The 26,376-nt window shown below is 70.4% G+C and carries 22 protein-coding genes and 1 pseudogene; 6 read left to right on the top strand and 17 right to left on the bottom strand.

Translation table 11 applies throughout. From position 1 onward, the window contains the following. Window positions 1-79 precede the first annotated feature (79 nt). Entirely contained in the window at window positions 80-2,368 is a 2,289-nt protein-coding gene (locus BMW35_RS06925) for a heavy metal translocating P-type ATPase (RefSeq protein WP_089668643.1), read from the top strand. A 9-nt stretch (window positions 2,369-2,377) separates the two neighbouring features. On the opposite strand, the gene BMW35_RS06920 is transcribed toward BMW35_RS06925, so the two are convergent. The 5 genes from BMW35_RS06920 to BMW35_RS06900 all read right to left on the bottom strand — a co-directional run bounded on the left by BMW35_RS06920 (window position 2,378) and on the right by BMW35_RS06900 (window position 6,565). Further along, window positions 2,378-3,049, bottom strand: coding sequence for a cytochrome c biogenesis protein CcdA (locus tag BMW35_RS06920; protein WP_089668642.1), 672 nt, complete (start codon window positions 3,047-3,049; stop codon window positions 2,378-2,380). Continuing rightward, window positions 3,046-3,582 (bottom strand): TlpA family protein disulfide reductase, encoded by a 537-nt coding sequence (locus BMW35_RS06915; protein WP_089668641.1) that lies wholly within the window; start codon window positions 3,580-3,582, stop codon window positions 3,046-3,048. The genes BMW35_RS06920 and BMW35_RS06915 overlap by 4 nt, the downstream gene beginning before the upstream one ends. Beyond that, entirely contained in the window at window positions 3,579-4,286 is a 708-nt protein-coding gene (locus tag BMW35_RS06910) for an SCO family protein (RefSeq protein WP_089668640.1), read from the bottom strand. The genes BMW35_RS06915 and BMW35_RS06910 overlap by 4 nt, the downstream gene beginning before the upstream one ends. Before the next feature lie 225 nt (window positions 4,287-4,511). Further along, window positions 4,512-5,429, bottom strand: a complete 918-nt coding sequence (locus BMW35_RS06905) for an alpha/beta fold hydrolase (protein ID WP_089668639.1) — start codon at window positions 5,427-5,429, stop codon at window positions 4,512-4,514. A 32-nt stretch (window positions 5,430-5,461) separates the two neighbouring features. After that, window positions 5,462-6,565, bottom strand: coding sequence for an actin-like salactin (locus tag BMW35_RS06900; RefSeq protein WP_089668638.1), 1,104 nt, complete (start codon window positions 6,563-6,565; stop codon window positions 5,462-5,464). 102 nt (window positions 6,566-6,667) lie between these two features. Here BMW35_RS06900 and BMW35_RS06895 point away from each other — a divergent pair, with 102 nt between their 5' ends. Further along, window positions 6,668-7,060 (top strand): DUF7522 family protein, encoded by a 393-nt coding sequence (locus BMW35_RS06895; RefSeq protein WP_089668637.1) that lies wholly within the window; start codon window positions 6,668-6,670, stop codon window positions 7,058-7,060. On the opposite strand, the gene BMW35_RS06890 is transcribed toward BMW35_RS06895, so the two are convergent. The 6 genes from BMW35_RS06890 to BMW35_RS06865 form a co-directional block, all read right to left on the bottom strand. Further along, window positions 7,057-8,442: a dihydrolipoyl dehydrogenase family protein gene (locus BMW35_RS06890; RefSeq protein WP_089668636.1), complete on the bottom strand. Its 1,386-nt coding sequence runs from the start codon at window positions 8,440-8,442 to the stop codon at window positions 7,057-7,059. The genes BMW35_RS06895 and BMW35_RS06890 overlap by 4 nt on opposite strands. 111 nt (window positions 8,443-8,553) lie before the next feature. Beyond that, entirely contained in the window at window positions 8,554-9,918 is a 1,365-nt protein-coding gene (locus tag BMW35_RS06885) for an ABC transporter ATP-binding protein (protein WP_089668635.1), read from the bottom strand. After that, window positions 9,915-10,964, bottom strand: coding sequence for an ABC transporter ATP-binding protein (locus tag BMW35_RS06880; protein ID WP_089668634.1), 1,050 nt, complete (start codon window positions 10,962-10,964; stop codon window positions 9,915-9,917). The genes BMW35_RS06885 and BMW35_RS06880 overlap by 4 nt, the downstream gene beginning before the upstream one ends. A 1-nt stretch (window position 10,965) precedes the next feature. Further along, on the bottom strand, window positions 10,966-11,952 hold the full coding sequence (locus BMW35_RS06875) for an ABC transporter permease (protein WP_089668633.1): 987 nt from the start codon (window positions 11,950-11,952) through the stop codon (window positions 10,966-10,968). Continuing rightward, on the bottom strand, window positions 11,949-12,905 hold the full coding sequence (locus tag BMW35_RS06870) for an ABC transporter permease (RefSeq protein WP_089668632.1): 957 nt from the start codon (window positions 12,903-12,905) through the stop codon (window positions 11,949-11,951). Before BMW35_RS06870 ends, BMW35_RS06875 begins: the two co-directional genes overlap by 4 nt. After that, window positions 12,905-14,590 (bottom strand): ABC transporter substrate-binding protein, encoded by a 1,686-nt coding sequence (locus BMW35_RS06865; protein ID WP_089668631.1) that lies wholly within the window; start codon window positions 14,588-14,590, stop codon window positions 12,905-12,907. The genes BMW35_RS06870 and BMW35_RS06865 overlap by 1 nt, the downstream gene beginning before the upstream one ends. Window positions 14,591-14,711: 121 nt before the next feature. On the opposite strand from BMW35_RS06865, the gene BMW35_RS06860 reads away from it, so the two are divergent. After that, window positions 14,712-15,407 (top strand): helix-turn-helix domain-containing protein, encoded by a 696-nt coding sequence (locus BMW35_RS06860; RefSeq protein WP_089668630.1) that lies wholly within the window; start codon window positions 14,712-14,714, stop codon window positions 15,405-15,407. Between the two features lie 171 nt (window positions 15,408-15,578). After that, window positions 15,579-16,877, top strand: coding sequence for an MFS transporter (locus tag BMW35_RS06855; protein WP_089668629.1), 1,299 nt, complete (start codon window positions 15,579-15,581; stop codon window positions 16,875-16,877). A gap of 41 nt (window positions 16,878-16,918) precedes the next feature. Here the strand turns inward: BMW35_RS06855 and BMW35_RS06850 are convergent, their stop codons facing one another. Further along, window positions 16,919-17,599, bottom strand: coding sequence for a DUF1028 domain-containing protein (locus BMW35_RS06850; protein WP_089668628.1), 681 nt, complete (start codon window positions 17,597-17,599; stop codon window positions 16,919-16,921). 87 nt (window positions 17,600-17,686) lie between these two features. Here BMW35_RS06850 and ggt point away from each other — a divergent pair, with 87 nt between their 5' ends. After that, a complete protein-coding gene (gene ggt, locus BMW35_RS06845; protein ID WP_089668627.1) occupies window positions 17,687-19,312 on the top strand; it encodes a gamma-glutamyltransferase in 1,626 nt (541 codons plus the stop codon). A 16-nt stretch (window positions 19,313-19,328) separates the two neighbouring features. On the opposite strand, the gene kdgK1 is transcribed toward ggt, so the two are convergent. Beyond that, on the bottom strand, window positions 19,329-20,285 hold the full coding sequence (kdgK1, locus tag BMW35_RS06840) for a bifunctional 2-dehydro-3-deoxygluconokinase/2-dehydro-3-deoxygalactonokinase (RefSeq protein ID WP_089668626.1): 957 nt from the start codon (window positions 20,283-20,285) through the stop codon (window positions 19,329-19,331). Between the two features lie 24 nt (window positions 20,286-20,309). Continuing rightward, window positions 20,310-22,298: a DNA mismatch repair endonuclease MutL gene (gene mutL / locus BMW35_RS06835; protein ID WP_089668625.1), complete on the bottom strand. Its 1,989-nt coding sequence runs from the start codon at window positions 22,296-22,298 to the stop codon at window positions 20,310-20,312. A gap of 121 nt (window positions 22,299-22,419) precedes the next feature. Here mutL and BMW35_RS06830 point away from each other — a divergent pair, with 121 nt between their 5' ends. Then, window positions 22,420-24,030 carry a long-chain-fatty-acid--CoA ligase gene (locus BMW35_RS06830; protein WP_089668624.1) on the top strand — a complete coding sequence of 537 codons (1,611 nt, stop codon included), beginning with the start codon at window positions 22,420-22,422 and terminating at the stop codon, window positions 24,028-24,030. 3 nt (window positions 24,031-24,033) lie between these two features. Here BMW35_RS06830 and BMW35_RS06825 read toward each other — a convergent pair whose 3' ends face one another. From BMW35_RS06825 to BMW35_RS06815, 3 genes and pseudogenes are all read right to left on the bottom strand, one after another. Then, window positions 24,034-24,333 carry a DUF8036 family membrane protein gene (locus BMW35_RS06825; RefSeq protein WP_218138596.1) on the bottom strand — a complete coding sequence of 100 codons (300 nt, stop codon included), beginning with the start codon at window positions 24,331-24,333 and terminating at the stop codon, window positions 24,034-24,036. A gap of 73 nt (window positions 24,334-24,406) precedes the next feature. Further along, a pseudogene (locus BMW35_RS06820) lies at window positions 24,407-24,679 on the bottom strand (ArsR/SmtB family transcription factor); the annotation flags it as partial. A gap of 58 nt (window positions 24,680-24,737) precedes the next feature. Continuing rightward, the gene (locus tag BMW35_RS06815) at window positions 24,738-26,207 is read right to left on the bottom strand and encodes a molybdopterin-dependent oxidoreductase (protein WP_089668622.1); all 1,470 of its coding nucleotides are present in this window, start codon (window positions 26,205-26,207) and stop codon (window positions 24,738-24,740) included. Window positions 26,208-26,376: the final 169 nt, after the last annotated feature.

The following is a 26,376-nucleotide window of genomic DNA, read 5'->3' as shown; positions in this document are numbered from 1 at the left end:
ATTCGTTGTTAATCATATTCAATAGAACCCGGGTTCATAGCAGTAGTCTTCATAAGACCGCGTCCGCTATCTCCAGATAATGACTACTATCGAGGAGCCGACCGGGTCGCGCGCAGCCGACAGCGCGGTAAAACTCCGGCTGGACGTCCCCGAGATGGACTGTTCGTCCTGCGCGGGGAAAGTCGAGGACGCGCTGGACGGCGCCGCGGGCGTCACCGGCCACGACGAGCAGCCGACCACTGGGTCCGTGGTCGTCACCTACGACGAATCAGCGACCAGCGAGGCGGCCGTCGTCGCCGCCGTCGAGGCGTCCGGCTACGAGGTCACGGGCACTGGCCGCGACCGCGACACCGACCGCGCCGACGTCTGGACGAGTCCCCGGGCGCTGCAGACGTGGGCCGGCGGCGTGTTCGTCGCCGTCGGGCTGCTGTTCGAGTTCGTGCTCGGAGACGCGAACGTCCTGCTGGCGACGCTCGGCGGCAGCGAACTCCACGCCGCCGACGCGCTGTTCCTCGTGGCTGTCGCCGTCGGCGGCCGCGAGATTCTCCGCGAGGGCGTTCGGTCGGCGCGCGCGCTCCGCATGGACATCGACTTCCTGATGTCGGTCGCCATCCTCGGCGCGCTCACCGCCAGTCTCGCCTTCGGCGAGTCGCTGTACTTCGAGGCCGCGACCCTCGCTGTCCTGTTCAGCGTCGCGGAACTCTTAGAGGCGTACTCGATGGACCGCGCCCGCCAGTCGCTGCGCGAGCTGATGGAGCTCTCGCCCGACGAGGCGACGGTGCGGCGCGACGGCGAGGAGGTCACGGTCCCCGTCGACGACGTCGACGTGGGCGAGGTCGTGGTCGTCCGGCCCGGCGAGAAGGTGCCGACCGACGGTGTCGTCGTCGACGGCGAGAGCGCCATCGACCAGTCTCCCGTTACTGGTGAGTCAGTCCCGGTGGAGAAGACCGACGGCGACGAGGTGTACGCCGGCACCGTCAACGAGACCGGCTACCTCGAAGTCCGGGTCACGTCCGCGGCGGGCGACGACACGCTCTCCCGCATCGTCGAACTCGTCGAGGACGCGCAGTCGAACCAGACCGACCGCGAGCAGTTCGTCGAACGCTTCGCCTCCAAGTACACGCCGGCGGTCGTCGCGTTCGCGATTTTCACCACGCTCGGGACGCCGTTCGTCTTCGGCGTCACCTGGCCGACCGCCGTCGTCTACGGGCTGACGCTGCTCGTGCTGGCGTGCCCGTGTGCGTTCGTCATCTCCACGCCCGTCTCTGTCGTCTCCGGCATCACGAGCGCCGCCCGCCACGGCGTGCTCGTGAAGGGCGGCGACCACCTCGAAGCGATGAGCGAGGTCGACGCCGTCGCCGTCGACAAGACCGGCACGCTCACCACCGGCGACCTCGCCGTCACCGATGTCGTCGCCCTGAACGGCAACAGCGAGGCCGACGTGCTGGCGTGCGCTCGGGGTCTGGAGTCCCGCAGCGAACACCCCATCGCGGACGCCATCGTGGAGCGCGCCGAGGAGAGCGGCGTCGACGCGCCCGCGGTCGAGGACTTCGAGAGCGTCACCGGGAAGGGCGTGCGCGCCACGCTCGACGGCGACCGCCACGTCGCCGGGAAGCCCGGCTTCTTCGCGGACCTCGGCTTCGACCTCTCGCACGTCCACGCCACCACCGACGGCGGCGTCGTCACGCAGGCCGCCCGCGAGCGCTGCGAGCGCAGCGACTGTCTCGACCTCCTCGACGAGACGGTCCCGGACCTGCAGGCAGAGGGGAAGACGGTCGTGCTCGTCGGTACGGAGGAGGAACTGGAGGGGCTCGTCGCGGTCGCGGACACCGTCCGTCCGGGCGCGAAGGAGGCGCTCGCCCGGCTCCGGGCGCTCGGCGTCGAACGCACCGTGATGCTCACCGGCGACAACGAGCGCACCGCGCGCGCCGTCGGCGACGAGGTCGGCGTCGACGAGGTCCGGGCGGAACTCCTCCCCGACGAGAAGGTGGCCGCCGTCGACGAACTCGTCGCCGAGTACGGCGACGTGGCGATGGTCGGCGACGGCATCAACGACGCGCCCGCGCTCGCCACCGCCACCGTCGGCATCGCGATGGGGGCGGCCGGCACCGACACCGCACTGGAGACCGCGGACATCGCACTGATGGGCGACGACATCGCGAAACTCCCGTACCTCTACGAACTCGCGGGCGACGCCAACGCCGTCATCCGGCAGAACGTCTGGGCGAGCCTCGGCGTGAAGGCCGCGCTCGCGCTCGCGGTGCCGTTCGGCGTCGTCCCCATCTGGCTCGCTGTCCTCGCGGGCGACGCCGGCATGACCGTCGGCGTCACCGGGAACGCCATGCGGCTCTCCCGGGTCGAACCCTGACCGACGCGCTCACGCGACGCCGAGGACGTTCAGTTCGACGACAGAGAGGTAGAGCTGGCCGAGGCCGGCCAGCACCATCACAGCGCCGGCCGCCCGCTGGACGCTGCCGGCGTGCGCGCCGAGGTCTCGCCACGCCTCGACGCCCGCGCCCGCCAGCAGCGTGACGCCGACGAGCGGGGCTGCGACGCCGCCGGCGTAGGCACCGAGCACTACGGTAGCGCCGGCCGCCGGGAGCGCGAGCGCCTGCGCGACGACGCCGACGAACAGCGGGACGACACAGCCGGCGGCTGCGACGGCGTACACTGCACCGAACGCGCCGAACCCGAGTACGGACGACGGCCGTTCGGGCAGCGCCACGTGGAGCTGTGGGCCGCGACCGGCGACCACGAGCGCGCCGAACCCGACCAGTCCCACTCCGATGACTGGTTCGAGCACCGGGAGCGCGGCTCTGGCGGGCTGGCCGACAGCCAGCACCAGCCCCGCGACGGCCGCAATCGCGGTGACAGCGCCGACTGCGGCGGCGGCCGCGGCCGCCAGCACGGCGGTGTCGCTGTCGCTCTCGGCGACGTAGTAGCCGACGTAGCCGGGCAGCAGCGGGAACGCACACGGCGCGAAGAACGTCGCGACGCCCGTACCCGCAGCGAACGCAGTGGCACCCGCGACCGACGCGCTGGCGGTCATGCGTCGAGGGTGTCGAGGTCGTCCCGGAGGGCATTCGCCGCGGCGACCCCGCTGTACTCGGCGACGATGCGGCCGTCGGCGTCGGCGACGGCGACGTACGGCAGCGCGCTCGCGCCGAACGCCGCCAGCAGTCCGCTGCCGGGGTCGATGCCGACGGGCCACGCGCCGCCGTTGTCGGCCCACCAGTCCGCGATGTCCGTCCGGGTGAGTGTGTCGCCGACGCGCTCGTTCGTCACCGAGACGAACGCCACCTCGGGGTAGTCGCTGTGGACCGCCCGGAGTTCGGCGAGCTGTTCGTCGCAGGGCGCACACCACGTCGCGAACAGGTCGACGACGGTCGGCGTCCCGGGCCGCGGGACGGTCGCGGTGCCCGCGGTCGACCCGGGCGCGTCGAGGGTCTCGACTTCCCGGGGCAGCCCGGCCGGGTCGTTGTCGCTCCCACCGGGACGCGGGACGCCGTTCCGGGCGACCCAGAGGCTGCCGCCGGTCAGGCCAGCGCCCGCCAGCGCTCCGAGGACCTGCCGCCGTTTCACGCGTCTCTCACCGCCGCGAGGTCGTCGAGTATCTGGTCCTCGTTCGGCGCTTTCGACCGGTAGGCGCGTTCCACGTAGCCGTCGCCGTTCACGAGGAACGTCAGTGCCGAGTGCGTGAACATGTACGCGTCCATGTCGTCGGGGTGCGTGCGCTGGAACGTCACGCCGAACGCGTCCGAGACGACGGCGTCGGCGCGCTCGGGTCCGTCCGGCCGGAGGAACGTCCAGCTGTCGGCGTCGGCGTCGACGTTCATCTCGCCGGCGTACTCGCCGAGCCGGTCGGCCGTGTCCCGCTCCGGGTCGAACGTCACCGGGAACAGCGACACCTCGTCGGCGTACCCCTCGTTGGCGGCGTGGGTCTGGACGTTCCGCATCGTCGAAATCAGGACCGGACAGACCGTGTTGCAGTGGCTGTAGAAGAACGTGTACAGCGCCGGCTCCGCCACGTCACGCGTGGCGACCTCGCCGCCCGACAGCGGTGCCGGCACAGTCACGTCGGGGACGCGCTCGCCCCACGCCGGGTACGGGAGGTCGCCGCTGTCGAACTGTCTGTCCGGTTCGCTCAACACCGTCGGCGAGTCGTCGCCGAGGACGCCGAGGCAGCCGGCGACCGAGCCGGCGGCTGCCACGCCGACCGTCGACCGGAGGACGGCTCGCCGGCTCCCCGTCGGAGTTCCGCTGTGTCGGTCGCGACCGTCGTCCATGCGGGCCGATTCCCGTCCCCCGGGCTTACGTTCTGGCGCGTTTCTCACACGATAGGAATCTGCGGCCCGAACCCCGAGAGTCTGACAAGACATTTACCGGCCCGGTTCACAAGGACAGCCGCCGGGTAGGGGTACCCGAGTTCTTTCCGGGGGGTCGGCAGACAGCGGCAGCGCTCGACGCCCCGGCTGCCCCGCCCCGTCCTTCTCGCCGCCCCGACAGCGTCCTCACTCGCCGGCCGCCCACGTCACGGCGTCGCCGGCGTACTCGGTCAGCACGAGGTAGTGGCCGGCGTGGTCGTAGGTGTCGAACTCCGCGCTGGGAACCCCGTCGGCGACGTACTCGGCGGCAGAGACGGGGACTGTCTCGTCGAGGGCACCGTGGACCACGCGCGTCGGCACGGCGACGTCGCCGAGGTCGAACCCCCAGTCGCGGCCGAGTGCCGCGAGCTCGGCCGCCACCGGCCTCGGCCCCTGTCGGACGGCTTCCCGGGCGTCCGCCAGCAGCATCCGCCCGGACTCTCCGAGCCGCGGGTCCGCCAGGTCGCCGTCCTGGGGGTCGCCGACCACGTCGGTGAACCGCGTCGCGGTCTCGATGCGCCGGCAGCACAGCCACGCGAGCGGCCGCACGAAGTGGACGGAGTGCCGGCCCAGTCGCGTCGCCGCGCGCACGAAGCCGTCGAGGTCGTCCGCGAGCGCGGGCGGCGGGGAGCCGGACGCGACCACGCAGCGCGTCACGCGTTCCGGCGTGCGAGCGGCGCAGGCGAGCGCACGCGGGCCGCCCGCGGAGAACCCGAGGACGCCGTACTCGTCGACGCCGAGGCGGTCGGCGAGGGTCGCGACGTCGTCGGCCCACGCGCCGAGCGGCCGGACGCCCGCCGCGCCCGACTGCCCGACGCCGGGCCGGTCGGGCGCGAGCACGCGGACGCCGTGTTCGCGGGCCGCCTCGCGGAGCAGACTCCCCTGAATGCGGGAGCCGGGGAAGCCGTGACAGAAGACGAGCGGCGTGCCGTCGGGGTCGCCGTACTCGGCGTAGGCGAGCGCCCGCTCGTCACCGCTGTCGGTCGCCGCGACGGCGTCGGTGCGGTCGCGCTCGCTCGCGGACAGCGAGACGGTGGCGGCGGCCCGCGTGGAGTGGGCTGCCATCGGTCGCTGGTCTCCGCGACGACTGATAAATGCTAGTACTCACCGAGGTCGACGAGGCGCTCCGCGATGCGGTGTGCGCCCCGCGCGGCCGCGGTTTCCGGGTGGTCGGCGGTCGTCGCCTCGACCTCGCGGCCGACTTCCTCGGTCAGTCGCCGCTCGAACTCGCCGACGATGCCCGGGATGCAGGCCATCCCGCCGGTCAACACCACGGGGTTGTCCAGCGCCTGCTGGTAGACCTTCATGTAGTCGTTGGCGAAGTCCGGCATGAAGATGTTCGCGACCTCGTTGACCGCGTCGTCGACGAACTCGTCGACGGCGTCCATCACGGCGTCCTCGATGGTGAACTCGTAGGTGCCGCCGCCGGGCTGCTGGATGATGTCGCTGAACGGCTCGTAGTCGTCGAAGTCGGCGTGGGTCTCCTTGTACTCGCGGGCGGTCTGGACGTCGATGTTCACGCGGCCCTGCGTCTCCTCCTCGACGTAGTTGGCGATGCGGCGGTCGACCTCGCTGCCGGTGACGGCTCCGGTCGAGAATGGCGCGAGCTGTTCGCCGCGGCGGTACGCGCACGCTTCGAGGTTCGTCGACCCCATGTTGACAGCGACGAACGTGTCCTCGATGGCGTCGAGGCCGTCGCCGAGCGCGGGCACCGCGCCACAGAGGCTCTCGGGGTAGGACGCCACGCGGCGCTCGCCGACGGGCCCCTCCTCGATGATTTCGGAGAGCCGCTGCAGGCCGGCGTCGTTGTCGATGGTCGGGATGGCGTAGACCACCACCGAGTCAGCGCCGAGGCCGTTGGCGGCCGCGAACTCCTCGAAGAACCGTTTGGCGAGCCCGGTCGTCTCCTCGTCCTCGGGCAGTCCGGACCGCAGCATGAACCGGACGCGGTCGGGGTACTCGGTCGCGGCTTCCTCGCCGTAGATGACGTGCTCTTCGCCCGTGAGCGCGTCGTCGTACGTCGCCAGACACGTCAGCGTCTGGGTGACCTCGGGGTTGTCTGCGTCGCCCGCAGCGACCACTGTCCGCGTGCTTCCGACTTTCACGCCGAGCGGGGACGGCTGGTCCCCGAACTCCATCTCGCCGGCGCTGTCGTCGTCTGTGTGCTCTTCGTCGCTGGCTGCCTCGTCTCCGTCGGACATGTGCGCTCGTTGATGCGCGGACGCCAAATGTCTTCTTGCCGTACGCCCGATTCGTGATAATTACCCACACGCTTCTTGTGTGTCGCCGCCGAACCCGACCCCATGAGCAGCGACCCGAGCTACGCGCCGGCGACGCTCGCGGACGAACTGGTCAGCGCCTGCCGAACGTCCGTCGGCGACCAGCTGCGTAGCGTCGCGTACTTCGACGACAGCGGCGAGGAACAGATCTACCTCCGCGGCGACCTCGAACCGGACGCCGACATCGTCGGGTTCGCCGACCAGGAGCGTCAGGGCTTCCGCTCGCAGACGGTCTACGGCGAGTCCGAACTCGGCGAGTACCAGTACACGATGCGGGCGTTCGACCGCGGCTACCTCACCCGGGTCATCGAGGACGGCCACGGCGCGTTCGTCACCACCGACGAACTCCCCATCGACCACTTCGACGAACTCGCGTCGGCAGCCCGCAGCGTCCTCGCCGCCCACGCAGACGACTAGAGCTGGGCGGCGGTGTCGCGGAACAGGCCGTCGAGGACCTCGGGCGTCGTCGGGTGGTACGCCCGGTCCGGAATCTCTCGGACGTCCATCCCAGCCGCCAGAATCACCTGCATCGTCTTCGCCATCGCGTCGGCGTGGTAGTGAATGCCGTGGTAACCGAGGACGGTGCCGTCGTCGGCATCCACGACCAGCCGCGCGGTGCCGCGGGCCACGTCTTTCGTCTTGAACACGCCGTCGCTGGAGGCATCCCGCTGGGCCGTCACGACCTCGTGGCCCTGCTCGCGGGCCTCCGTCTCCGTCAGCCCGAGCGACGCGAACGGGAAGACGCCGAGCCCCGAGAACATCACCTCGTGAGTCATCGGTTCGTAGGTCTCCAGAGCGTCGCCGCGCTCCGCCGCGAGGATGTTCCGGCCGGCGGCGTACCCCTCCTCCTTGGCGTTGTGCAGCAGCATGTTGTCGCCGGTCGCGTCACCGACCACGAACACGCGGTCGTCGTCGACCGTCTGCATCGTGTTCTGCACCCAGTCGCGCCGCGGGTCCAGCCCCGTCGCCTCGATGCCGTCGGGGAACGACGGCGTCCGGCCCGTGAACAGGAACAGCTGGTCGCCCTCGACGCTCGACCCGTCGGTGAGGTGGAGACGGACGCCGCCGTCCTCGGTCGCCTCGACCTCCTCCTCGTACACCTCGGTGCGGATGTCGACGCCGAACTCCTCGCGGTACTGGTCGAGAATCTCCTCGCCGAACGCGGGGTGTTTGTCGTCGAGCGGCCGGTCGTCGTGCTCGATGACGGTGAGGTCCATGTCCGCGGCCTCCGAGAGGTACGGGACGAGTTCGACGCCGACGTACCCGAACCCCATCACGACGCCCGAGTCCGGGAACTCGGTGGCGTCGAGGACGTCCCGGCTGCCCATCCAGTCGACGGCTTCGAGTCCGGGCAGCGTCGGGACGTTCAGGTCCGAGCCCGTCCCCAGCACCACGTAGTCGGCTTCGATGGTCTCCCCGGCGACCTCGATGGTGTGGTCGTCGACGAACTTCGCCGTGTCGTGGTGGAAGGTGACGTTGTCGCGCTCGGCCATCTCGTGGACGGCCGCCCGCCGGTGCTCCGCGAACCCGAGCACGTGGTCGTCTTTCGTCTCCACGACGGATTCGAGGTCGACCTCGGGGACGCCGTCGAGCCGGTGGTCGTGGCGCGCCTGGTACTTGTGCGCGCCCGCCGACAGCACTTCCTTCGACGGCATGCAACCCCGGAGAATACAGAGCCCGCCCCCGGGCTCGCCGTCGTCGATGAGCGTCAGTTCCACGTCCTCGTCGACGAGTTCCTCGGCGGCCGCCACGCCCGCGCTCCCGTACGCGCCGACGACGGCGACGTGTGGTCGAGTCATACCCCTACCTCGGCCACCTGGAGTGAAATGGTTTCGCCACCGCGCGGCGCTCGCCGGCTCCCGGCGTCGCGGCCGCCCAGCGACCGCGAGAACGGGAGACCGCGGGCCGCCTCAGTCGTCGACTTCGAGGGGCGCGTCGTACGACGGGTCGACGCGGTGGCAGGCCGCCTGCCGGCCGTCGCCGACGTCGACGGGCTCGGGGTGGTCGCCCGCGCACGGCGACGGGCACGCCTCCTGCAGCAGCGCGGCCGCCTCGTCGTCCCGGCCGTCGACGACGAGCCGCGCGGCCTCCCGGATGCGCTCCGCGGTGTCCGCCGGCAGGTCCGTCAGGTCGCCGGGCAGCGTCGTGTCCACGATGCGCGCCGCCACGTCGTCGTCGCTCACACTCCCGCCGTCGCCCTCGAGGCGGTCGCGGACGACCTCGACTTCGAGGCTGCCGTTCTCGACGCGGTTCCGGAACGTGAACGCCCTCCGGAACGCCGCCTGGTCGCCGTCCCAGCCTTCGCCGGGAATCACCGCCGGACACCGCGTGTGGAAGTGACAGCCCGACGGCGGGTCGATTGGCGACGGCACCGACCCCCGCAACACCACGCGGTCGGTGCGCGCCGACGGGTCGATGCGCGGCACCGCCGACAGCAGCGACTTCGTGTAGGGATGTTTCGGGTCCTCGAACAGTTCGTCCGTCGGTGCCGTCTCCACGACTTCCCCGAGGTACATCACGGCCACCCGGTCGGAGACCTGCCGCACGACCGAGAGGTCGTGGGCGATGAACACCAGCGACAGCCCGAGTTCGTCCTGGAGGTCCCCCATGAGGTTCAGAATCTGGGCCTGCACGGAGACGTCCAGCGCGCTCACCGGCTCGTCCGCGACGATGACGTCGGGCTCCACGGCGAGCGCGCGGGCGATGCCGACGCGCTGCTGCTGGCCGCCGGAGAACTGTCCCGGGTACCGGTCGATGTGGGACTGTTTGAGGCCGACGCGCTCCAGCAGCGACTCGGCGCGCCTCAGCCGGTCCTCGTCGGAGTCGCCGATGCCGTGGACCTCCATCGGCGCGGTCACGATGTCCCCGACGGTCTGCCGGGGGTTCAGCGACGCCAGCGGGTCCTGGAACACCATCTGGAGTTCCTTCCGGTACGGCCGCATCTCCGTCCCGCTCAGGCCGGATATCTCGTCGCCGCGGAACCGCACCGTCCCCGCGGTCGCCTCGTGGAGGTTCAGCAGCGTCTGACCGAGCGTCGACTTCCCGCAGCCGGACTCCCCGACCACGGCGAGCGTCTCGCCCGCCCGCACCTGCAGGTCGACGCCGTCGACCGCCTTCACGGAGCCGCCGCCGCCCAGCAGCTTGTCGAGGAAGCCGTCGCTCTGGTCGAAGTGCTTCTTCACGCCCTCGGCTTCGAGGACGACCTCGCCGGCCGCCGCGTCCTCGCCGGGCGCGGCGCTCTCCGCGCCCGTCGCCGTGGTCTGTTCGGAGCTCATAGCTGGTCCTCCTCCGGCCCGCGGCGGAGACAGGCGGCCTCGTGGTCGCCGTCCCCGACCGGCCGGAAGTCCGGGTGTACTTCGAAGCACTCGCGTTCCGCCTCCGGACACCGCGGCGCGAAGTGACACGCGTACGGGATGTCGATGAGGTCCGGGACGTTCCCCTCGATGGGTTCGAGGCTCGCGTCCGGATTGTCGAGCTGCGGCGTGCTCGCGATGAGCCCCTGCGTGTAGGGGTGCTCGGGGTTCGCGAACAGCTCCTCGGTCTCTGCGCGCTCGACAATCTCGCCCGCGTACATCACGTTCACGCGGTCGCAGGTCTCCGCGACCACTGCGAGGTCGTGCGTGATGAGCAGGATGGCGGTGTCGAACTCGTCTTTCAGGTCCTCCAGCTCTTCGAGAATCTGGGCCTGAATGGTGACGTCGAGCGCGGTCGTCGGCTCGTCGGCCACCACGAGGTCGGGCTCGCAGGCCAGCGCCATCGCGATCATCGCGCGCTGGCGCATCCCGCCGGAGAACTGGTGGGGGTAGTCGGCCGCCCGCGCCTCCGGCTCCGGAATCTCGACGGTCTCTAGCATCTCGATGGCGCGCCGCCACGCCTCGCCGTTCTTCGCCGCGCCGACGATCTTCCGCTTCATCTCCGCGGACAGCGACACCGACTCGCCGGTGTCCTGGTGGAGCCGGACCGTCTCCGCAATCTGCTCGCCGACGGTGAGCGTCGGGTTCAGGCTGTTCATCGGGTCCTGGAACACCATCGACACGCGGCCGCCGCGAATCGACTGGCGTTCGCGCTCGCTCATCGCGAGCAGCGACTCGCCGCCGAACCGGATGTCGCCGCCGGCAATCTCGCCGGGCTCCTCGACGATGCCGAGCACGCTCTCCGCGAGCACGCTCTTCCCGGAGCCGGACTCGCCGACGAGCCCGACGATTTCGCCGGACTCGATGGAGAGGTCGACGCCGTCGACCGCTCGCACGACGCCGCGGTCGGTCGGGAACTGCGTGTGGAGGTCCTCGACCTCGAGGACCGGTGGCTGGTTCGCTGCCATCTCAGTTCACCTCCCCCTCGGAGAGGTCGAAGGCGTCCCTGAGGCCGTCCCCGAGTGTGTTGAACGCCAGGACGACCGCCATGATGGCGAACCCCGGCATCACCGAAATCCACCACGCCTGCGAGATGAACCCGCGGCCGCTCGAAATGAGCAGCCCCCAGGTCGGCGTCGTCGGTTTCACGCCGAGCCCGAGGAAGGACAGCGACGCCTCCCCGAGGATGGCAAAGGGCACCATCAGCGTCGCCTGCACGATGAGCGGCGACACGGCGTTCGGCAGCATCTCCTTGAACATGATGCGGCCGTCGCCCATGCCGACGGCTCGCGCCGCCGTGATGTACTCCTCTTCGCGTATCGAGAGGACTTCACCGCGGATGATGCGCGCGAAGTCGTCGACGAACGCGATGCCGATGGCGACCACGACGTTCATCCAGCCGAGGCCGCCCATCACCGCAATCACCCCGACGCCGAGGATGATGGTGGGGAACGCCCAGATGAAGTCGACGCCGCGCATCACGAGGGTGTCGATCCAGCCGCCGTAGAACCCGGCGAGAACGCCGAGCGTCGTCCCGACGGTGAACGCGAACGCCACGGTGGCGAACGCCACCAGCAGCGATATCTGGGAGCCGTAGACGATGCGCGTGAGGACGTCGTACCCGAAGTCGTCGGTGCCGAGGTAGTGCGTGACCGTCTCCATCTCGCCGTCGCCGTCGAAGTCCCCGGTGGACTGGCTCATCGGCTCCTGCATGAAGCCGAACTGCTCCTCGGGGCCGTGGGGCGCGACGTACGGCGCGAACACCGCGGTGAGCACGAACGCCACGACGATGATTGCGCCAGCGAGCGCGAGCTTGTCCCGTTTCAGCACGCCGGCGACGCGCTCGGCGGTGCTCTTGTACTCCTCGACGGACTCCTCGGTCTCGTACTCGGGGGGCACCTCTCCGGAGCCGAACTCGCCCTCGTTGCGGGCGAAGTCGGGAGCGTCGCCGCTCACGACTGTTCACCTCCGTACCGGATGCGCGGGTCGATGGCGGTGTAGGCGATGTCGACGAGTAGGTTCATGAAGACGAAGATGCCGGCGACCAGCAGAATCGTCATCTGGGTCACCGGGTAGTTGCGTTCCAGGATCGAGTTCACGAGCAGCCGTCCGAGGCCCTGGATGCCGAAGACGATCTCCACGGTGACGCTGCCGCCCAGCACCAGCGCCAGCTGAATGCCGGCGATGGTGACGACGGGAATCATCGCGTTCTGGAGGGCGTGCTTGTACAGCTGGACGCGGCTGCTGATGCCTTTCGCGACCGCCGTGCGCATGTACTGCTCGTCGAGAATCTCGATGAGCGAGGACCGCATCATGCGCGTGACGCCGGCCGCGTACGGCAGCCCGACGGCGATGCCGGGCAACACGATGCTCTCCAGCCACGGCACGACGCCCTCCGAGAGCGGCGTGTACCCCACGACGGGGAACCAGCCGAGCTGGACGCCGAACACGATGGCGAGCAGGATGCCGATGAAGAACGCCGGCATCGAGATGCCGACGAACGCGCCGACCGTGGTGGCGTAGTCGGCGGGCTCGTTGCGGCGGGTCGCGCCGATGATGCCGGCCGGGATGGCGACGGCCAGCCCGAGCACGACGCCGAACGCGGCGATGGAGACGGTCTTCGGCGCGGCGCTCCCGATGAGCGCGCCGACCGTCTCACTGGACGTGATCGACCGGCCGAAGTCGCCGGAGAGCATCCCGCCGAGCCAGTCGACGTACTGGACGTGCAGCGGCTGGTCCAGCCCGAGGTCGGCGCGCAGGCTCGCGACGGCCTCCGGCGTGGCCTCCTGCCCGAGCATCGCGCGGACGGGGCCGCCCGGGACCGACCGCAGACCGACGAACACCGTGGTGGCCACCATCCACATCACGAAGATGGCGTGGCCGGTGCGTTTCGCGATGTACCTCCACATTACTCGTCGAGGTACACCTGGTGGAAGTTCCGCAGACCAGAGAGGTGTTTGAAGCCGCCGACCTCCTGGCGGACGCCGGCGATGTCGTCCTGATGGACGAGGTACGCGTGCGGGGCGTCTGCGATGAGCGTGTCTTCGAGTTCGTGGAGGAGGTCGCGGCGCGCGTCGCGGTCGGTCTCCGCGCGCTGCTCGGCCAGCAGGTCGTGGGCCTCCTGGCTCTGGTAGTTCACCCAGTTCCAGACGCCGCCCTCGTCGGGCAGCCGGTAGAAGTTCCAGAGCGACTGCTCGGGGTCGGGGTCGATGACGCTGCCCGAGATGGTGACGTCGTAGTCGCCTTCCTCGTAGCGCGTCCAGTACGTCGAGGACGTGACCTGTTCGACGTCCACGTCGAGGCCGCGCTCGTTGAGCTGCTGGCGCATCGCCTTCGCCTGCCGGAGCGAGCTCTCGGCGGTCAGGATGGAGAAGCTCGCGTCGGCAGCGCCGGCGTCCTCCAGCATGGACATCCCCTCTTCGAGGGCGAAGTCCTGGTCGCTCGGTTTGTCGTCGCGCCACACCCAGCCGGTCCCCTTGTTGATGGGGCCGGTGTCGGGGAGCGCGTTCCCGAAGTACGCGGTCTCGACGAAGCGCTCGTTGTCGATGATTTTCGCCATGCCGCGGCGGACCTGCCGGGAGCCGAACGGCTCGCGGTCCTGGTTCATCGCGAGGCCGTACCAGTTGATGCCGGGCGCGCGGTCCGCGTTCGCGGCGCTGTCGCTCTCCAGCTGGGAGAGGTTCTGCAGCGGCACCATGTTCGCGAAGTGGATGTCGCCGCTGCGCAGCGCGTTCACGATGGACGACGGCTCCGGAATCGGCTGGACGTCGATGCCGTCGAGGTACGGGAGGCTGTTGCCGTCCTCGTCGGTCTCGAAGTAGTCGTCGTAGGCGTCCAGCGTGACGCTGGAGCCGACGTCGTGGCCGGTGACCTCGAAGGGGCCGGTCCCGACCGGCGTGACGCTGTACTCGTCGGAGCCCATCTCCTCGATGGCCTCCTTGCTGACGATGGTGGCCGCGCGGCCCGGGCCGCGGGTCAGGTAGACCAGCGAGGTGACGTTCGCTTCCTCCCAGCGGAGCGTGACTTCGTAGTCGCCGACGACTTCGACGCCGCCCTCTTCGATCGGCTGGAGCGAGGACAGCTTCGAGGCCGCGGGTGCCTCCTCGGAGATGGTGCGGTTGATGGTGTACTTGACGTCCTCCGCGGTGAACTCGACGCCGTTGTGGAACGTGACGTCGTCCCGGAGCTGGAAGGTGAACGTCTTGCCGCCGTCGGTGACCTCCCAGTCCTCGGCGAGGTCGCCGACGATTTCGAGGTCGGGGCCGAGCTTCGTCAGCCCGCTGAAGACGTTGCCGGCCAGCTGGAAGAACTGGCCGACGCTGATGAACGCCGGGTCGAGTTCGTCGATGCTGCCGGTGAACCAGCCGGCCTTGAGGCGGCCGCCCATGCTGGGGGCACCTTCGTCGGCCGTGGTGGTGTCGCCGCCGTCGTCGCTGCCGGCGGTGGTTTCGTCGCTGTCGCCGTCGCCGCCACCGCCCCCGGTGCAGCCCGCGATGGCACCGAGACCGGCCGCGCCGAGCAGCGACATCGTGGTGCGGCGGTCCACGACGGGACCACTCAGCTGTTCGTCGGTTGGTTTGTCAGTGTCTGCCATGAGCCGGCTACACATTGCTCTAGACCCCACTGGGTTTACGTTGACACCGAGTATATCCGGGGGTTCGACAGACTCTCCCCGGACACCAACTGTAAGACCGTGGCCTCCGTACTATCGGGCGATGCGGGAAGTAACGCTGCGGGTGCGCCACCACGGCGAGCCCGAGAGCGACGTGAGCGCGGACCACCCCGACCTCACCCTCCGGTCCGTCTCGTCGCTGTCGGGCAGCGCCGCGGAACGAAAGCGCATCGTGGAGGCTCGCGGCCCGGCCGACGAGATTCGCGCGTTTCTGGAGGAGTTCGCCGCCGCGTCCTCCGTGAAGTCCGCAGAGCCGCTGTCGCCGCTGGACAACGACCGCGTGTTCGTCGCCGTCACCTACGACTCGTACCAGTGGGACTCCATCGCCCAGCGGCTCGCCGACCACGGCGTCCACTACCGGGTGGGGACCACCATCCGCGCGGGCTGGGAGCACTGGACGCTGTACCTCGAAGAGGACGACGACCTGAGCGCGGTCGTCGACTCCCTGGAGGCCGCCGGCAACGACACCGAACTCATGCGGGACGTCGCGCTCGACGAGGTCGACGGCGAAGAACACCTCGCGCTCTCCCGGATACTGGAGGACCTGACCGACCGACAGCGGGAGGTGCTGGCGATGGCGACGGGGATGGGGTACTACGACGAGGGGTCGGACGTCCGGGTCGAGGACATCGCCGACGAGATCGGGCTCGCCGGCACGACGACCTGGGAGCACCTCTCGCGCGCCGAGGAGAAGGTGATGGCCGAGGTCGGCGAGTACCTCGCCGCCCGCGGTCACTGAGTGGATGACAACCTCTCCGCCTGCCGCGTTTGTTTGGTACTCTCTCACACTTCCTTAGTGCGACGCCAAATATAATCGGGTGCCCGCTATTGCGGGTGGCGCGACGCCAGATACAGTATGAGCGACACGCAACGTCGGAGTGATACTGATGCACGGAGACGGTGAGCGCCGATGAGCGAGGAGGACGTCGACCACGCGGCGCGCGCACGAGACCACCTCGGCTTCTCGCGGTGGTGGCTGGTGCTGGCGGCGGCCGGCATGATGGCCGTCGTCGGCCCCTACCAGTACGTCTGGAGCAGCCTCCGCGGCCCCGTCGCGCGCCAACTCGGCATCGAGGCCGCCGCGCTCTCGACGGTGTTCACGCTGTTCGTCATCGTGCAGGCGGGCAGCCAGTTCCCCGTCGGCTGGTGGCGCGACCGCCACGGCCCCCGCGGGCTGGCCGTCCTCGCGGCGTTCCTCGCCGGCGGCGGCTACGTTGGCCTCTCCGTCGCCCAGACGGTCTGGCAGATATACCTCGCGTACTCGCTGGGCGCGCTCGGCGTCGGCATCGTCTACACCGTCGCCGTCAACACCGCGCTCAAGTGGTTCCCGGACCGCCGCGGGCTCACCTCCGGCGTCGGCACGATGGCGTTCGCCGGCGGTAGCGCCGCGCTCGTCCCGTACGTCCGCGCGAACACCGGGCCGGACCTCCCCGCAGAGGCGTACGTCGACGTCCTCCAGAACGTCGGTGTACTCATCTTCGCCGTCGTTCTCGTCGGCGCGCTCGTCCTCCGTGACCCGCCCGCGGGCTGGCGCTCGGACGGCGACAGCGCGGACTACGTCGGCCCCCAGTTCACGTGGCGGGAGATGCTCCGCACCTGGCAGTTCTGGCTCATGTACGTCATGTTCGTCGCCGTCTCCGGGGCCGGCCTGATGCTCACGGAGAAAATCGTCTCCTACGCCGACCAGCTCGGGCTCGCCGGCCTCATCGCCACCGCCGCCGCCACCCTGCTGCCGCTGGCGGGCGGGGTCGGCCGACTCGTCCTCGGCGGCGTCAGCGACCGCGTCTCCCGCACGAACGCGATGGCGGCCGCGTTCACGATTCTCGGCCTCGGACTGTTCGCGGTGGTCTACTTCGGCATCAACGGCATGGGCGCGGCGTTCGTCGCAGCGGTCGCCGTCGCGACGTTCTTCTGGAGCCCCCAGTACACGCTGTTCCCGAGCGTCGTCGGCGACTACTACGGCGAAGAGCACTCCAGCGCGAACTACGCGCTGCTGTACTCGGGGAAGATGTGGGGCGGCGTCTTCGGCGGCACCGTCACGGGCGCGTTCGTCGTCTCGCTGGGCTGGGACAACACCTTCCTGCTCGGCGGCGTGCTCGCCATCCTCGCCGGTGCGGCCGCCCTCCTGCTGGAGGCACCCGCGCCGCCCGACGACGACTCGGACCCGTCGGGTACGGGAGACCGCGCTCCCGCCGGCACCGACGACTGAGCGGACTCGCCCCTCGCGAGAACGACCACTGGGCCGTCGACTCAGTCGAAGATGCGGGACTTCCTGGACTCGGTGAAGGTGTCGCTGGCGGCCTCGGCGGCCTCGTACACCCGCCGCAGTTCCTCGATGGGCGTCTCGTGTTCGTCCACCCGGAGGTCGTGGTAGGCCGTCGCCTGCGGGGCCTTCACTTTCACCGCTGCCGACGTGTGGCCGCGGCCGTCGCCGCCGGCGTCCCGGCCCGCCGCGAGCGCGTCCACCAGCCGCGGCACCAGGTCGGCGTCCGGCACCGGGTCGTTGCTCGCGTCGTCGGCGGAACCGAGGAACGCTTCCACGGTGTCGTCCAGCGTCTCGCCGTTCGCGAGCATGTTCCCGGCGGCCGTCACGCCCTCGTCGTCCCGGACGACGTGACCGGTCCAGGGCTCGCAGTCCTCGCCCGTGAACGCGTACGTGTCTCCGCGCGCGTCGACGCCGTGGAGCTGTCGGAGCGACCTGTAGTCGTCCCGCGCGAGCACCCCGGAGAGCGCGTCCGAGACCGCGAGGTCGTCAAGCAGTTCGACGCCCCTGCGGCCGAGTCGCACGTTCACGAAGCTCTGCGTGCTGACCGCGCCTCGGTGGCTGACGTAGGGCGCGAGCGCGCCGACGGCCGGCGCGTCGGTCGCGACCCCGACGCCGAACGCCGGGCCGTCGGGCGTCTCCGCGCGAACGCACAGTGAGAACGTCATACTCCGAGGTGTGCCGGCCGTGTCAAAGAACCCCGCGCGGACATATCCGGTACGGTCTTTTCACGGGGCTACCCCCACTGTGGTGTCATGCAGACACCGGACCTCGACCGGTTCTCGTCCCGCCGCTCGACAGTCTACGGACAGCGCGGCGTCGTCGCCACCAGCCAGCCGCTCGCCGCACAGACCGGCGTCTCAGTTCTGGAGGACGGCGGCAACGCCTTCGACGCCGCGGTCGCGACGGCCGCCGCGCTGAACGTCGTCGAACCCACGTCGACGGGGCTGGGCGGCGACGTGTTCGCGCTCTACCGGACTGCCGACGGCGAGGTCGGCGCGATGCGGTCCTGCGGACACGCGCCCGCCGACGCCACCATCGAGACCGTCAGCGAGGCGCTCGCCGACGAGCAGGACGTCGACCCCGAGGACGCCGAGATGCCGATGACGGGCCCGCAGACCGTCACCGTCCCCGGCACCGCCCGCGGCTGGGAGGCGACCGCCGAGCGCTTCGGCGAGAAAGACCTCTCCGAACTCCTCCAGCCCGCCATCCGGTACGCCACTCAGGGCTACCCGGTCTCCGAGGGCATCGCCTCGGCGTGGGACTACGGCGAGGAGCTGTTCGAGCACGACAACGCCCGCGACGCCTACCTCTTCGACGGCGAGAGCCCGGACGTCGGCCAGACCGTCACGCTCCCGAAGCTCGGCGAGTCGCTGCGCCGCATCGCCGAGGAGGGCGCGGACGTCGTCTACGAGGGCGACATCGCTCACGCAATCGCCGACGAGGTCCAGTCCCGCGGCGGCTTCCTCACCGTCGACGACCTCGCGGACTTCGAGGTGGAGTGGCCGGACCCCGTCTCCACGACGTACAACGGCGCGGAGGTCTTCGAACTCCCGCCGAACAACCAGGGCCTCGTCGCGCTCGAAGCGCTCAACATCGCCGAGGAACTCGGTGCCGGCGACCACCCCATCGGCTCCCCCGAGCGCGTCCACTACTTCGCGGAGGCGATGAAACTCGCCTTCGAGGACGGCCACCACTACATCACCGACCCCGAGTTCGAGGACCACCCGCCGCTCGGCTCGAAGAACTGGGCAGCCAAGCGCGCCGAGCACGTCGGGGAGACGAACAACACCGAGGTCTCCTTCGGCGTCCCGAACGCGGGCGACGCCGAGGACGCCGACACCGTCCTGCTCTGTGTCGCCGACGACGAGGGCAACCTCGTCTCCTTCATCAACTCCCGGTTCGCGGGCTTCGGCTCCGGGCTGGTCGCCGGCGACACCGGCATCGCCCTGCAGAACCGCGGCGCGTCGTTCTCGCTGGACCGCGAGGACCCGAACCGCCTCGAACCGGGCAAGCGCCCGTTCCACACCCTGATTCCGGCGCTCGCGCGCTTCGACGAGGACGACTGGGCGGCGTTCGGCGTGATGGGCGGCTACATGCAGCCCCAGGGTCACACGCAGGTGATTTCGAACATCGTCGACTACGACCTCCCGCTGCAGGCCGCCCTCGACCGGCCGCGCTGGCGCTACCGGGAGGACGGCGAACTCGCCCTCGAACCGCACTTCGACTCGCACGTCGCCGCGAAACTCGTCCGCAAGGAACACGACGTCCGCACGCTCACGTCCGAGCTGTTCGGCGGCGCGCAGATTGTCCGGAACGACAACGGCACGCTCTCCGCGGCCACCGAACCGCGGAAGGACGGGAACGCGCAGGGCTTCTAGCCGCGGCGACCCACACCTACCGGTCGATGCCCGAGTCGTTCTCCGCCAGCACCGCCTCGACCTCCTCGCGCGTGACGAGCGCCACGTCCCCCGGGACGGTTCGTTTCAGCGCGGCAGTCGCAGCGCCCCACTCCAGCGCGTCCGCGACGCTCCCGCCGTCCACGCGAGCGGCGAGGTAGCCGCCGACGAACGCGTCCCCCGTCCCGATGGGGTCGTGGGTCTCCGTCTCGACGGTCGGCTGCTCGAACACGTCGTCGTTCCGCACCGCGAGCGCGCCCGCGTCGCCGCGCGTGACGACGACGGTGCCGAACGCGAACTCGTCGGTGAGCCCCCGGGCGACAGCCTCTGCGTCACCCTCGCGGTCGAGGACTTCCTTCGCGTCGCGCTCGGCGACGAACAGCACGTCCACGTCCGGGAACAGCGCCTCCAGCGTCGCCCGGGCGTCCTCGGGGTTCCAGAGCTTGCTCCGGTAGTTCACGTCGAACGTGGCGGTCGTCCCCGTCTCCTGGGCCAGTTCGAGCAGGTCCGCGGTCGTCGCTTCGAGGGTCTCGGAGAGCGCGGGCGTGATGCCCGACGTGTGGAGGTAGCCGGCGCGCTCCACGAACTCCGTCGCCAGTTCGTCGGCCGTCGCCGTCGTCACCGCGGCGTCCGCGCGGTCGTAGACGACGTTCGTCCCGCGGGGCTCGCCGCCCTGTTCGAGGAAGTAGAGGCCCTGCCGGGTCTCGCCGTCGTCGCTCCAGACGACCTCGGGGGTCGTGCCCTGCGCGCGCAGCGCCGCGGCGACTTTGCGACCGAGCGGCGACTCCGGGAGCTTCGACAGCCACGCCGTTTCCGCGCCGAGGCGGCCGGCGTTCACCGCGACGTTGCTCTCCGCGCCCGCCGCGCGCACGTCGAGTTCGCCGGCCTGCTCGATGCGCTCGTGGCCGGGCGGCGACAGCCGCAGCATCGTCTCCCCGAACGTCACTACGTCCATGCCCGCTCGTACGCCCGCCGTGGCTTAGTTCCCCGCGTCCTCGCGCCGGCGGCCCGCGTGCCCGGGGTAGTCCCGCTCGAAGCGCTCGGCGAGTTCGTCGCCGTCGACCTCGACGACCGTCGGCCGGCCGTGCGGGCACGCGTAGGGGTTCTCGCAGGCGTCGAGCTCGTCTAGCAACCCCACGATAGACCCCTCCGTCAGCGACGTGTTGCCCTTGATCGCCGGCGAACACGCCAAATCCGAGAGCAGCGCGTCCGCGGCGTCGCCCACTGGGTCGCCGCCCGCGTCCGACAGGAACGCCGCGAGCACGTCCCGCGCCAGTTCGGGGTCGAGGACGTCCGAGAGAACCGCCGGCACGGCCGTCACTTCCGCGGTCCGGCCGGACAGGTCGGTGTCGAACCCGAGTTCGCGCAGGCCGTCGAGCGCCGACTCGAAGACCGCCGCCTCGCCCGCCGTCAGTTCGAGTTCGACGGGGGCGACGAGCGCCTGCGAGGCACCGTCGAGTCGGTCCTGCAACCGCTCGTAGTGGACGCGCTCGTCGGCCGCGTGCTGGTCTATCAGGACGAGGCCGTCGTCGGCCTCGGCGACGACGTAGGTGTCGTGGAGCTGGCCCAGCACCCGCAGGTCGGGGAGGCTGTCGCGCTCGGGTGCGGGGTCGGTGTCGTCGCGCTTCTCGCCCCCTGCGTCCGCCGTCAGCCGCGCGTTCTCGGCCGGCGGGTCGAAGCTGCGGGTCTCCGACTCGGTCTCCGATTCCGAGTCTTCCCGTCGCGGCGAACCGGACCGCGTCGCGTCGGTGGCCGGGTCGCTGCTGCCGGTCGTCCCGGCGCTCTCGCTGGCTCTGAACCCGGAACTCGCGGACTCGCTGATGGCTCCAGACAGCTCCGCGGTCTGCTCGTCGCCGTCACTCACTCGCGTCGTATCGTGCTCGTCGTCGTCCGCCGTCTCCCGCTCTGGCGAAATCTCGGCGTTCTCGGGCTTCGACGCGCCGCGGGGCGCGCCCGAGCGCACGAGCCCCGAGTCCAGGAGCGCGTCCCGGACCGCGGACTCGACGGCAGATTTGACGCCGGCCTCGTCCTCGAAGCGGACTTCGAGCTTGCGCGGGTGGACGTTCGCGTCGACGCCCTCGCAGTCCACGAACAGCACCGCGAACGGGTAGCGGTCGGGGGCGAGCTGGCCGCCGTAGCCGTCGAGGACTGCCTCTCGGAGCACGGTGTCCGTGACGGCGCGCCCGTTCACGAACGTCGCGAGGTACTCGCGGGTCGAGCGCGTGACCTCGGGGTCGGAGACGTAGCCGTGGACGCGCTCGACACTCCCGGTGTTCGGTTCGGCGTCGACCTCCCGCAGGGACTGGGCGACCTCGCGGCCGTAGACGGCGAGCGCGGCGTCCCGCACGTCCCCGGTGCCCGTCGTCGCGAACACCTCGCGGCCGTCGTGGGTCAGCGAGACGGCCACGTCGGGGTTCGCGAGCGCGTACCGCGTGACCGCCCGGTTCACGTGCCCGAACTCCGTCGCGGCGCGCTTGAGGTACTTCCGGCGCGCCGGCGTCTCCCCGAACAGGTCCGCGACTTCGACGGTCGTCCCGGCGGGTCGGCCCGCGGGCGTCACGTCGCCCACGTCGCCGTGGTCGACGACGATGCGCGAGCCCGAGCCGCCGGCGTCCCGGGGCCGCGTCGTCACCGTCATCTCGGAGACGGAGCCGACCGTGTACAGCGCCTCGCCCCGGAAGCCGAGCGTCGAGACGGCGTCGAGGTCGTCGGCGTCACCGAGCTTGCTCGTCGTGTGCTGGCGGACCGCCACCTGGAGGTCGTCGGCGGTCATCCCGCGGCCGTCGTCGGCGACCACGATGCGTTCCGTGCCGCCGGACTCGACGCTCACGTCCACGCTCGATGCGCCCGCGTCGAGGCTGTTCTCCACGAGTTCCTTCACGACGCTCGCGGGCCGCTCGACGACCTCGCCCGCCGCAATCTGGGCCACAGTCGCCTCGTCCAGTTCGCGTACGTGGCCGCCGCTCATTACACTCGTCGGCAGGCGCGGCGCGCGTATCAATCCCCCGACCGCTCCGTCGTCGGCGCGCCGGGCAGTTGTTGAACCGACCCGAACGAATATCACGAACGTCGGTAAACGTTACCGCGAGATGCAGCGCCAACTCCTCGTCACGGACTTCCTCGACCGCGCTCGCAAGTACTACGGCGACGAGACGGCCGTCGTCGCGACCACCGGCGAGCGGTACACGTACAGCGACCTCGGCGACCGCGCTGACCGCTTCTCGGCGGTCCTGCAGTCGGCGGGCGTCGCACCGGGCGACCGCGTCGCCGTCCTCGACCCGAACACGCACTACCACCTCGAAGCCGCCTACGGGACGATGCAGGCCGGCGGCATCCACACGCCGCTGAACTACCGGCTGACGCCCGAGGACTTCGCGTACATCCTGAACGACGCCGGCGTCTCGGCCATCTACGCCGACTACGAGTACGCCGAGAAGGTCGAAGCCGTCCGGGACGAGGTGCCCACCGAGACGTTCGTCACGAACGACGCCGACGCCGTCGACGGCGACTGGCAGGACGTCGACGCCCTGCTGTCCGACGCCGACCCCGACAGCTACGACCGGCCCGAGATGGACGAGAGCGACGTCGTCACCATCAACTACACCTCCGGCACGACCGGCGACCCGAAGGGCGTCTGCCGCACGCACCGCAACGAGACGCTGCACGCGTTCCTCGTCTCCTACCACCAGAACGTCCGGGACACCGACACCTACCTCTGGACGCTCCCGATGTTCCACGTGAACGGCTGGGGCCACATCTACGCGGTCACGGGGGCCGGCGGCACCCACGTCTGCACGCGCGGCGTCGACGCCGAGTCAATCTTCGAGACGGTCCGCGAGGAGGACGTGTCCTACCTCTGTGCCGCGCCGACGGTGCTGAACATGCTCCAGAACTACTACGACGACCACGACGTCGCGACCACGGGCGACGCCGACGTCCGGGCGGCGACGGCGGGCAGCGCGCCGCCCGAGGCCACCATCCGCACCGTCGAAGAGGAGTTCGACTGGGACCTCGTCCACGTCTACGGTGCCACCGAGACCGGCCCACTCATCACGACCTCGGAGGCGGAGCGGCTGCTCGACGACGAGCACCGCTACTCGCTGAAGAAACGGCAGGGCGTCGGCTTCCTCGGCACCGAGGTCCGGGTCGTCGACGAGGACGGCGAGGACGTGCCGTGGGACGACGAGACCATCGGCGAAATCGTCGTCTCGGGCAACCAGGTGATGAAGGAGTACTGGAACAAGCCCGACGCCACCGAGGAGGCGTTCACCGAACGCGCGGAGGGCTACTACCACATGGGCGACTTCGCCGTCGTCGACGAACACGGCTTCGTCTCGATTCAGGACCGCAAGAAGGACATCATCATCTCCGGCGGCGAGAACATCTCCTCCATCGAACTGGAGGACGCGCTGTTCGAACACGACGCCGTCGGCGAGGTCGCGGTCGTCCCGTCGCCGCACGAGGACTGGGGTGAGACGCCGAAGGCCTTCGTCGTCCCCGACTCCGGCGACCCCGAGAACCCCGGTGTGACGAAGACCGACCTCGTCGACTTCACGCGAGAGCACCTCGCGTCCTACAAGGCCGTCCGCCGCGTCGAGTTCGTCTCGGACCTCCCGACGACGGCCACCGGGAAAGTCCAGAAGTACGAACTCCGCGAACAGGAGTTCGAGGACGAGGACTCGATGGTCGGACAGGGGTAGGCGTCACCGCATCGAGACGACGGTCAGGAACAGCACCGCGACGAACTGCAGCCCGCGCATCGCGAGCACCGCGAGCTGGGCCGTCGCCGAGTCCGCGTACAGCATCCCCATGCTGAAGAAGAACGCCAGCGCCACCAGATTCTCCACGGCGAGTACGACGGCGAATCCGAGCAGCCCGAGCGTCAGCGGCGTGCCGAACTGCCGGTAGTTCCGCACCCACACTCGCCCCAGCAGCACCAGCAGCAGGATGTTCAGTCCGGAGAGGACGGTCGCGACAGTCAGATACGTGGTCATGCTCGCCATGTCAGTTCGGTGTCTCCGTGTCGCAGTCTGTCGTGTCGTCGCGGTCGGTCGCGTCGCCGCTGCCGGTGTCGAGGTCGGCCTGGTCCGTGATGCGCTCGAACGCCTCGCGGTTGTGCTCGAAGCGGTCCGTGAGGAAGTACAGCTCCCCGTAGTCCTCCCCGCCGGCCTCGACGACGCCGTGGTCGCTCAGCATGTCGAGGTGGTGGCGGACGGTGTTGTAGTAGACGTCGAGGCTGTCGGCGAGCTGGTTCGCGTTCCGCGGGCGCTCGTCGAGCAGACGGATGATGCGGGCGCGGTTCGCGCCGCCCCGCGTCCCCGCCAGCAGGTACCAGAGTGCTTTCTCCATCCCGGCGTGGTTCGTCGTTCTGCGAGCCGCTGTAAAGAGATACTGGTGGGTACCCGGGTCATGGCTCGATGCGTTTGGACACCCAGCCCGTCGCCCCGCTCGGGAACGAGTCGGCCCGCTCCTCGGGCTGCAACTGGCCCTCGCCGTCGGTCGCGCGGACGACGACCTCGTGGGTGCCGTCCGGCTCGTAGACGTGGTGCCACTGCCGCCAGACGTCCTCGCCGGGCAGCGGCTCCGAGAGTTCGGCGTCGGTCCACGTGCGCCCGCCGTCGGTCGACACCTCGACGCGCTCGATGCCTCGCGTCCCGGCGTACGCGTGGCCGGCGACCTCGATGCGGCCGTCGGCCAGCCTGGTGTCGTCCCACAGCTTCGCGACCGTGTTCACGGGGCCGGTGCCGTGCCAGCCGCGCTCCTCCCAGTAGCCGTCCGCCTCCTCGTCCAGCAACTCGATCTCGGAGAGCCACTTCACGTTCGTCTCGCCCCAGTGACCGGGCACGAGCACGCGAACGGGGTGGCCGTGGGACTTCGGCAGCGGCCGGCCGTTCATTCCCCACGCGAGGAACGCGTCCTCCAGCGCGTCGACGGGGAACTGCACGAAGTAGTCGTCGTGCGCCCGCAGCATCGCACACCCGCAGTCGCCGCCGGGGTCGACTTCTTCGAGCAGCGGCTTCAGCGGCGTCCCGGTCCAGACCGCGGTGTCGAGTTTGCGGCCGTTGAGCCCTTCGCCGACACAGCGCAGCGTGACGAAGCGGTGTTCGGTCGGCCGTTCCCGCACGTCCGCGAAGTCGAACTGCTGCGGGGACTCGACCTCGCCCGTGACCGTCAGCGTCCAGTCGTCGTCCGGCACCGTGGGGTCGAACTCCGCGATGTCGACGTTGTAGAACTCGCCGATGGGGCTGACGAGCCCGGGCACGTCGTCGGCCGCCAGGTCGAGTTCTCGGTCCGCCGCCGCCTCCAGTCGCTCCTGCACCGCTTCCGAACGCTCGCCGGTGGCGGCCGGCACCGCGTCGTCGCCGACGCCAACACTCTGGTACCACCCGACGGCGCTCGCGACGGACGCGAACCCGAGCGCGCCGACCGTAGACCGGACGACTCGCCGCCGCGTCACGTCCAACTCGCGGCGGGCGGCCGGCCCGGCCTCGACGGCGGTCACCACCGCGACCGGAGCGCCCGCCGCCAGCGCCAGCCCCGGCGCGTCGGTGATGGTGGCCGCGACCGCCCACGAGAGGACGCCGGCGAGCCCCGCGCCCGCCAGCCGCCAGCCGCTGCGCGCCGCGACGGCACGTCCGACGACCGCGGTCGCCCCGAACAGGCCGGCCACGATGCCGACTGCGAGCGCGACGTGGAGCACGTGGGCGGACTCGCCGACGTTCGTGATCATCCACGCGACGAGCGCGCCCGGGGTCGCCCGGACGACCAGCGCGTCTACCGGCGCGGCGACGAACTGGCGGGTGTACCCCGCGGCGGCGAACGACCCCGCGACGCCGCTCACGCCCGCCAGCGCGGCCACCCGCAGCCGGCTACCCATCGTCGTCCCGTCTATCGTCGGTGGTTGGCTCGACGTCCCCTCGGCTGTCCGTGTCTGACATACACCTACGGTGGTGCCGGACCACGTAGTGGATTTTTCAAGGTCTGTGCAAACTCCGCTCGGCTCTGACCGAACTCCGTCCCACGTCCGTTGTAACTCTGCCCGACGG

The organism is Halobacterium jilantaiense (genome assembly GCF_900110535.1).
GTDB classification, from domain to species: domain Archaea; phylum Halobacteriota; class Halobacteria; order Halobacteriales; family Halobacteriaceae; genus Halobacterium; species Halobacterium jilantaiense.
The sequence above is the reverse complement of the archived record's forward strand: the minus strand, read 5'-3'. Positions and strand labels throughout refer to the sequence as shown.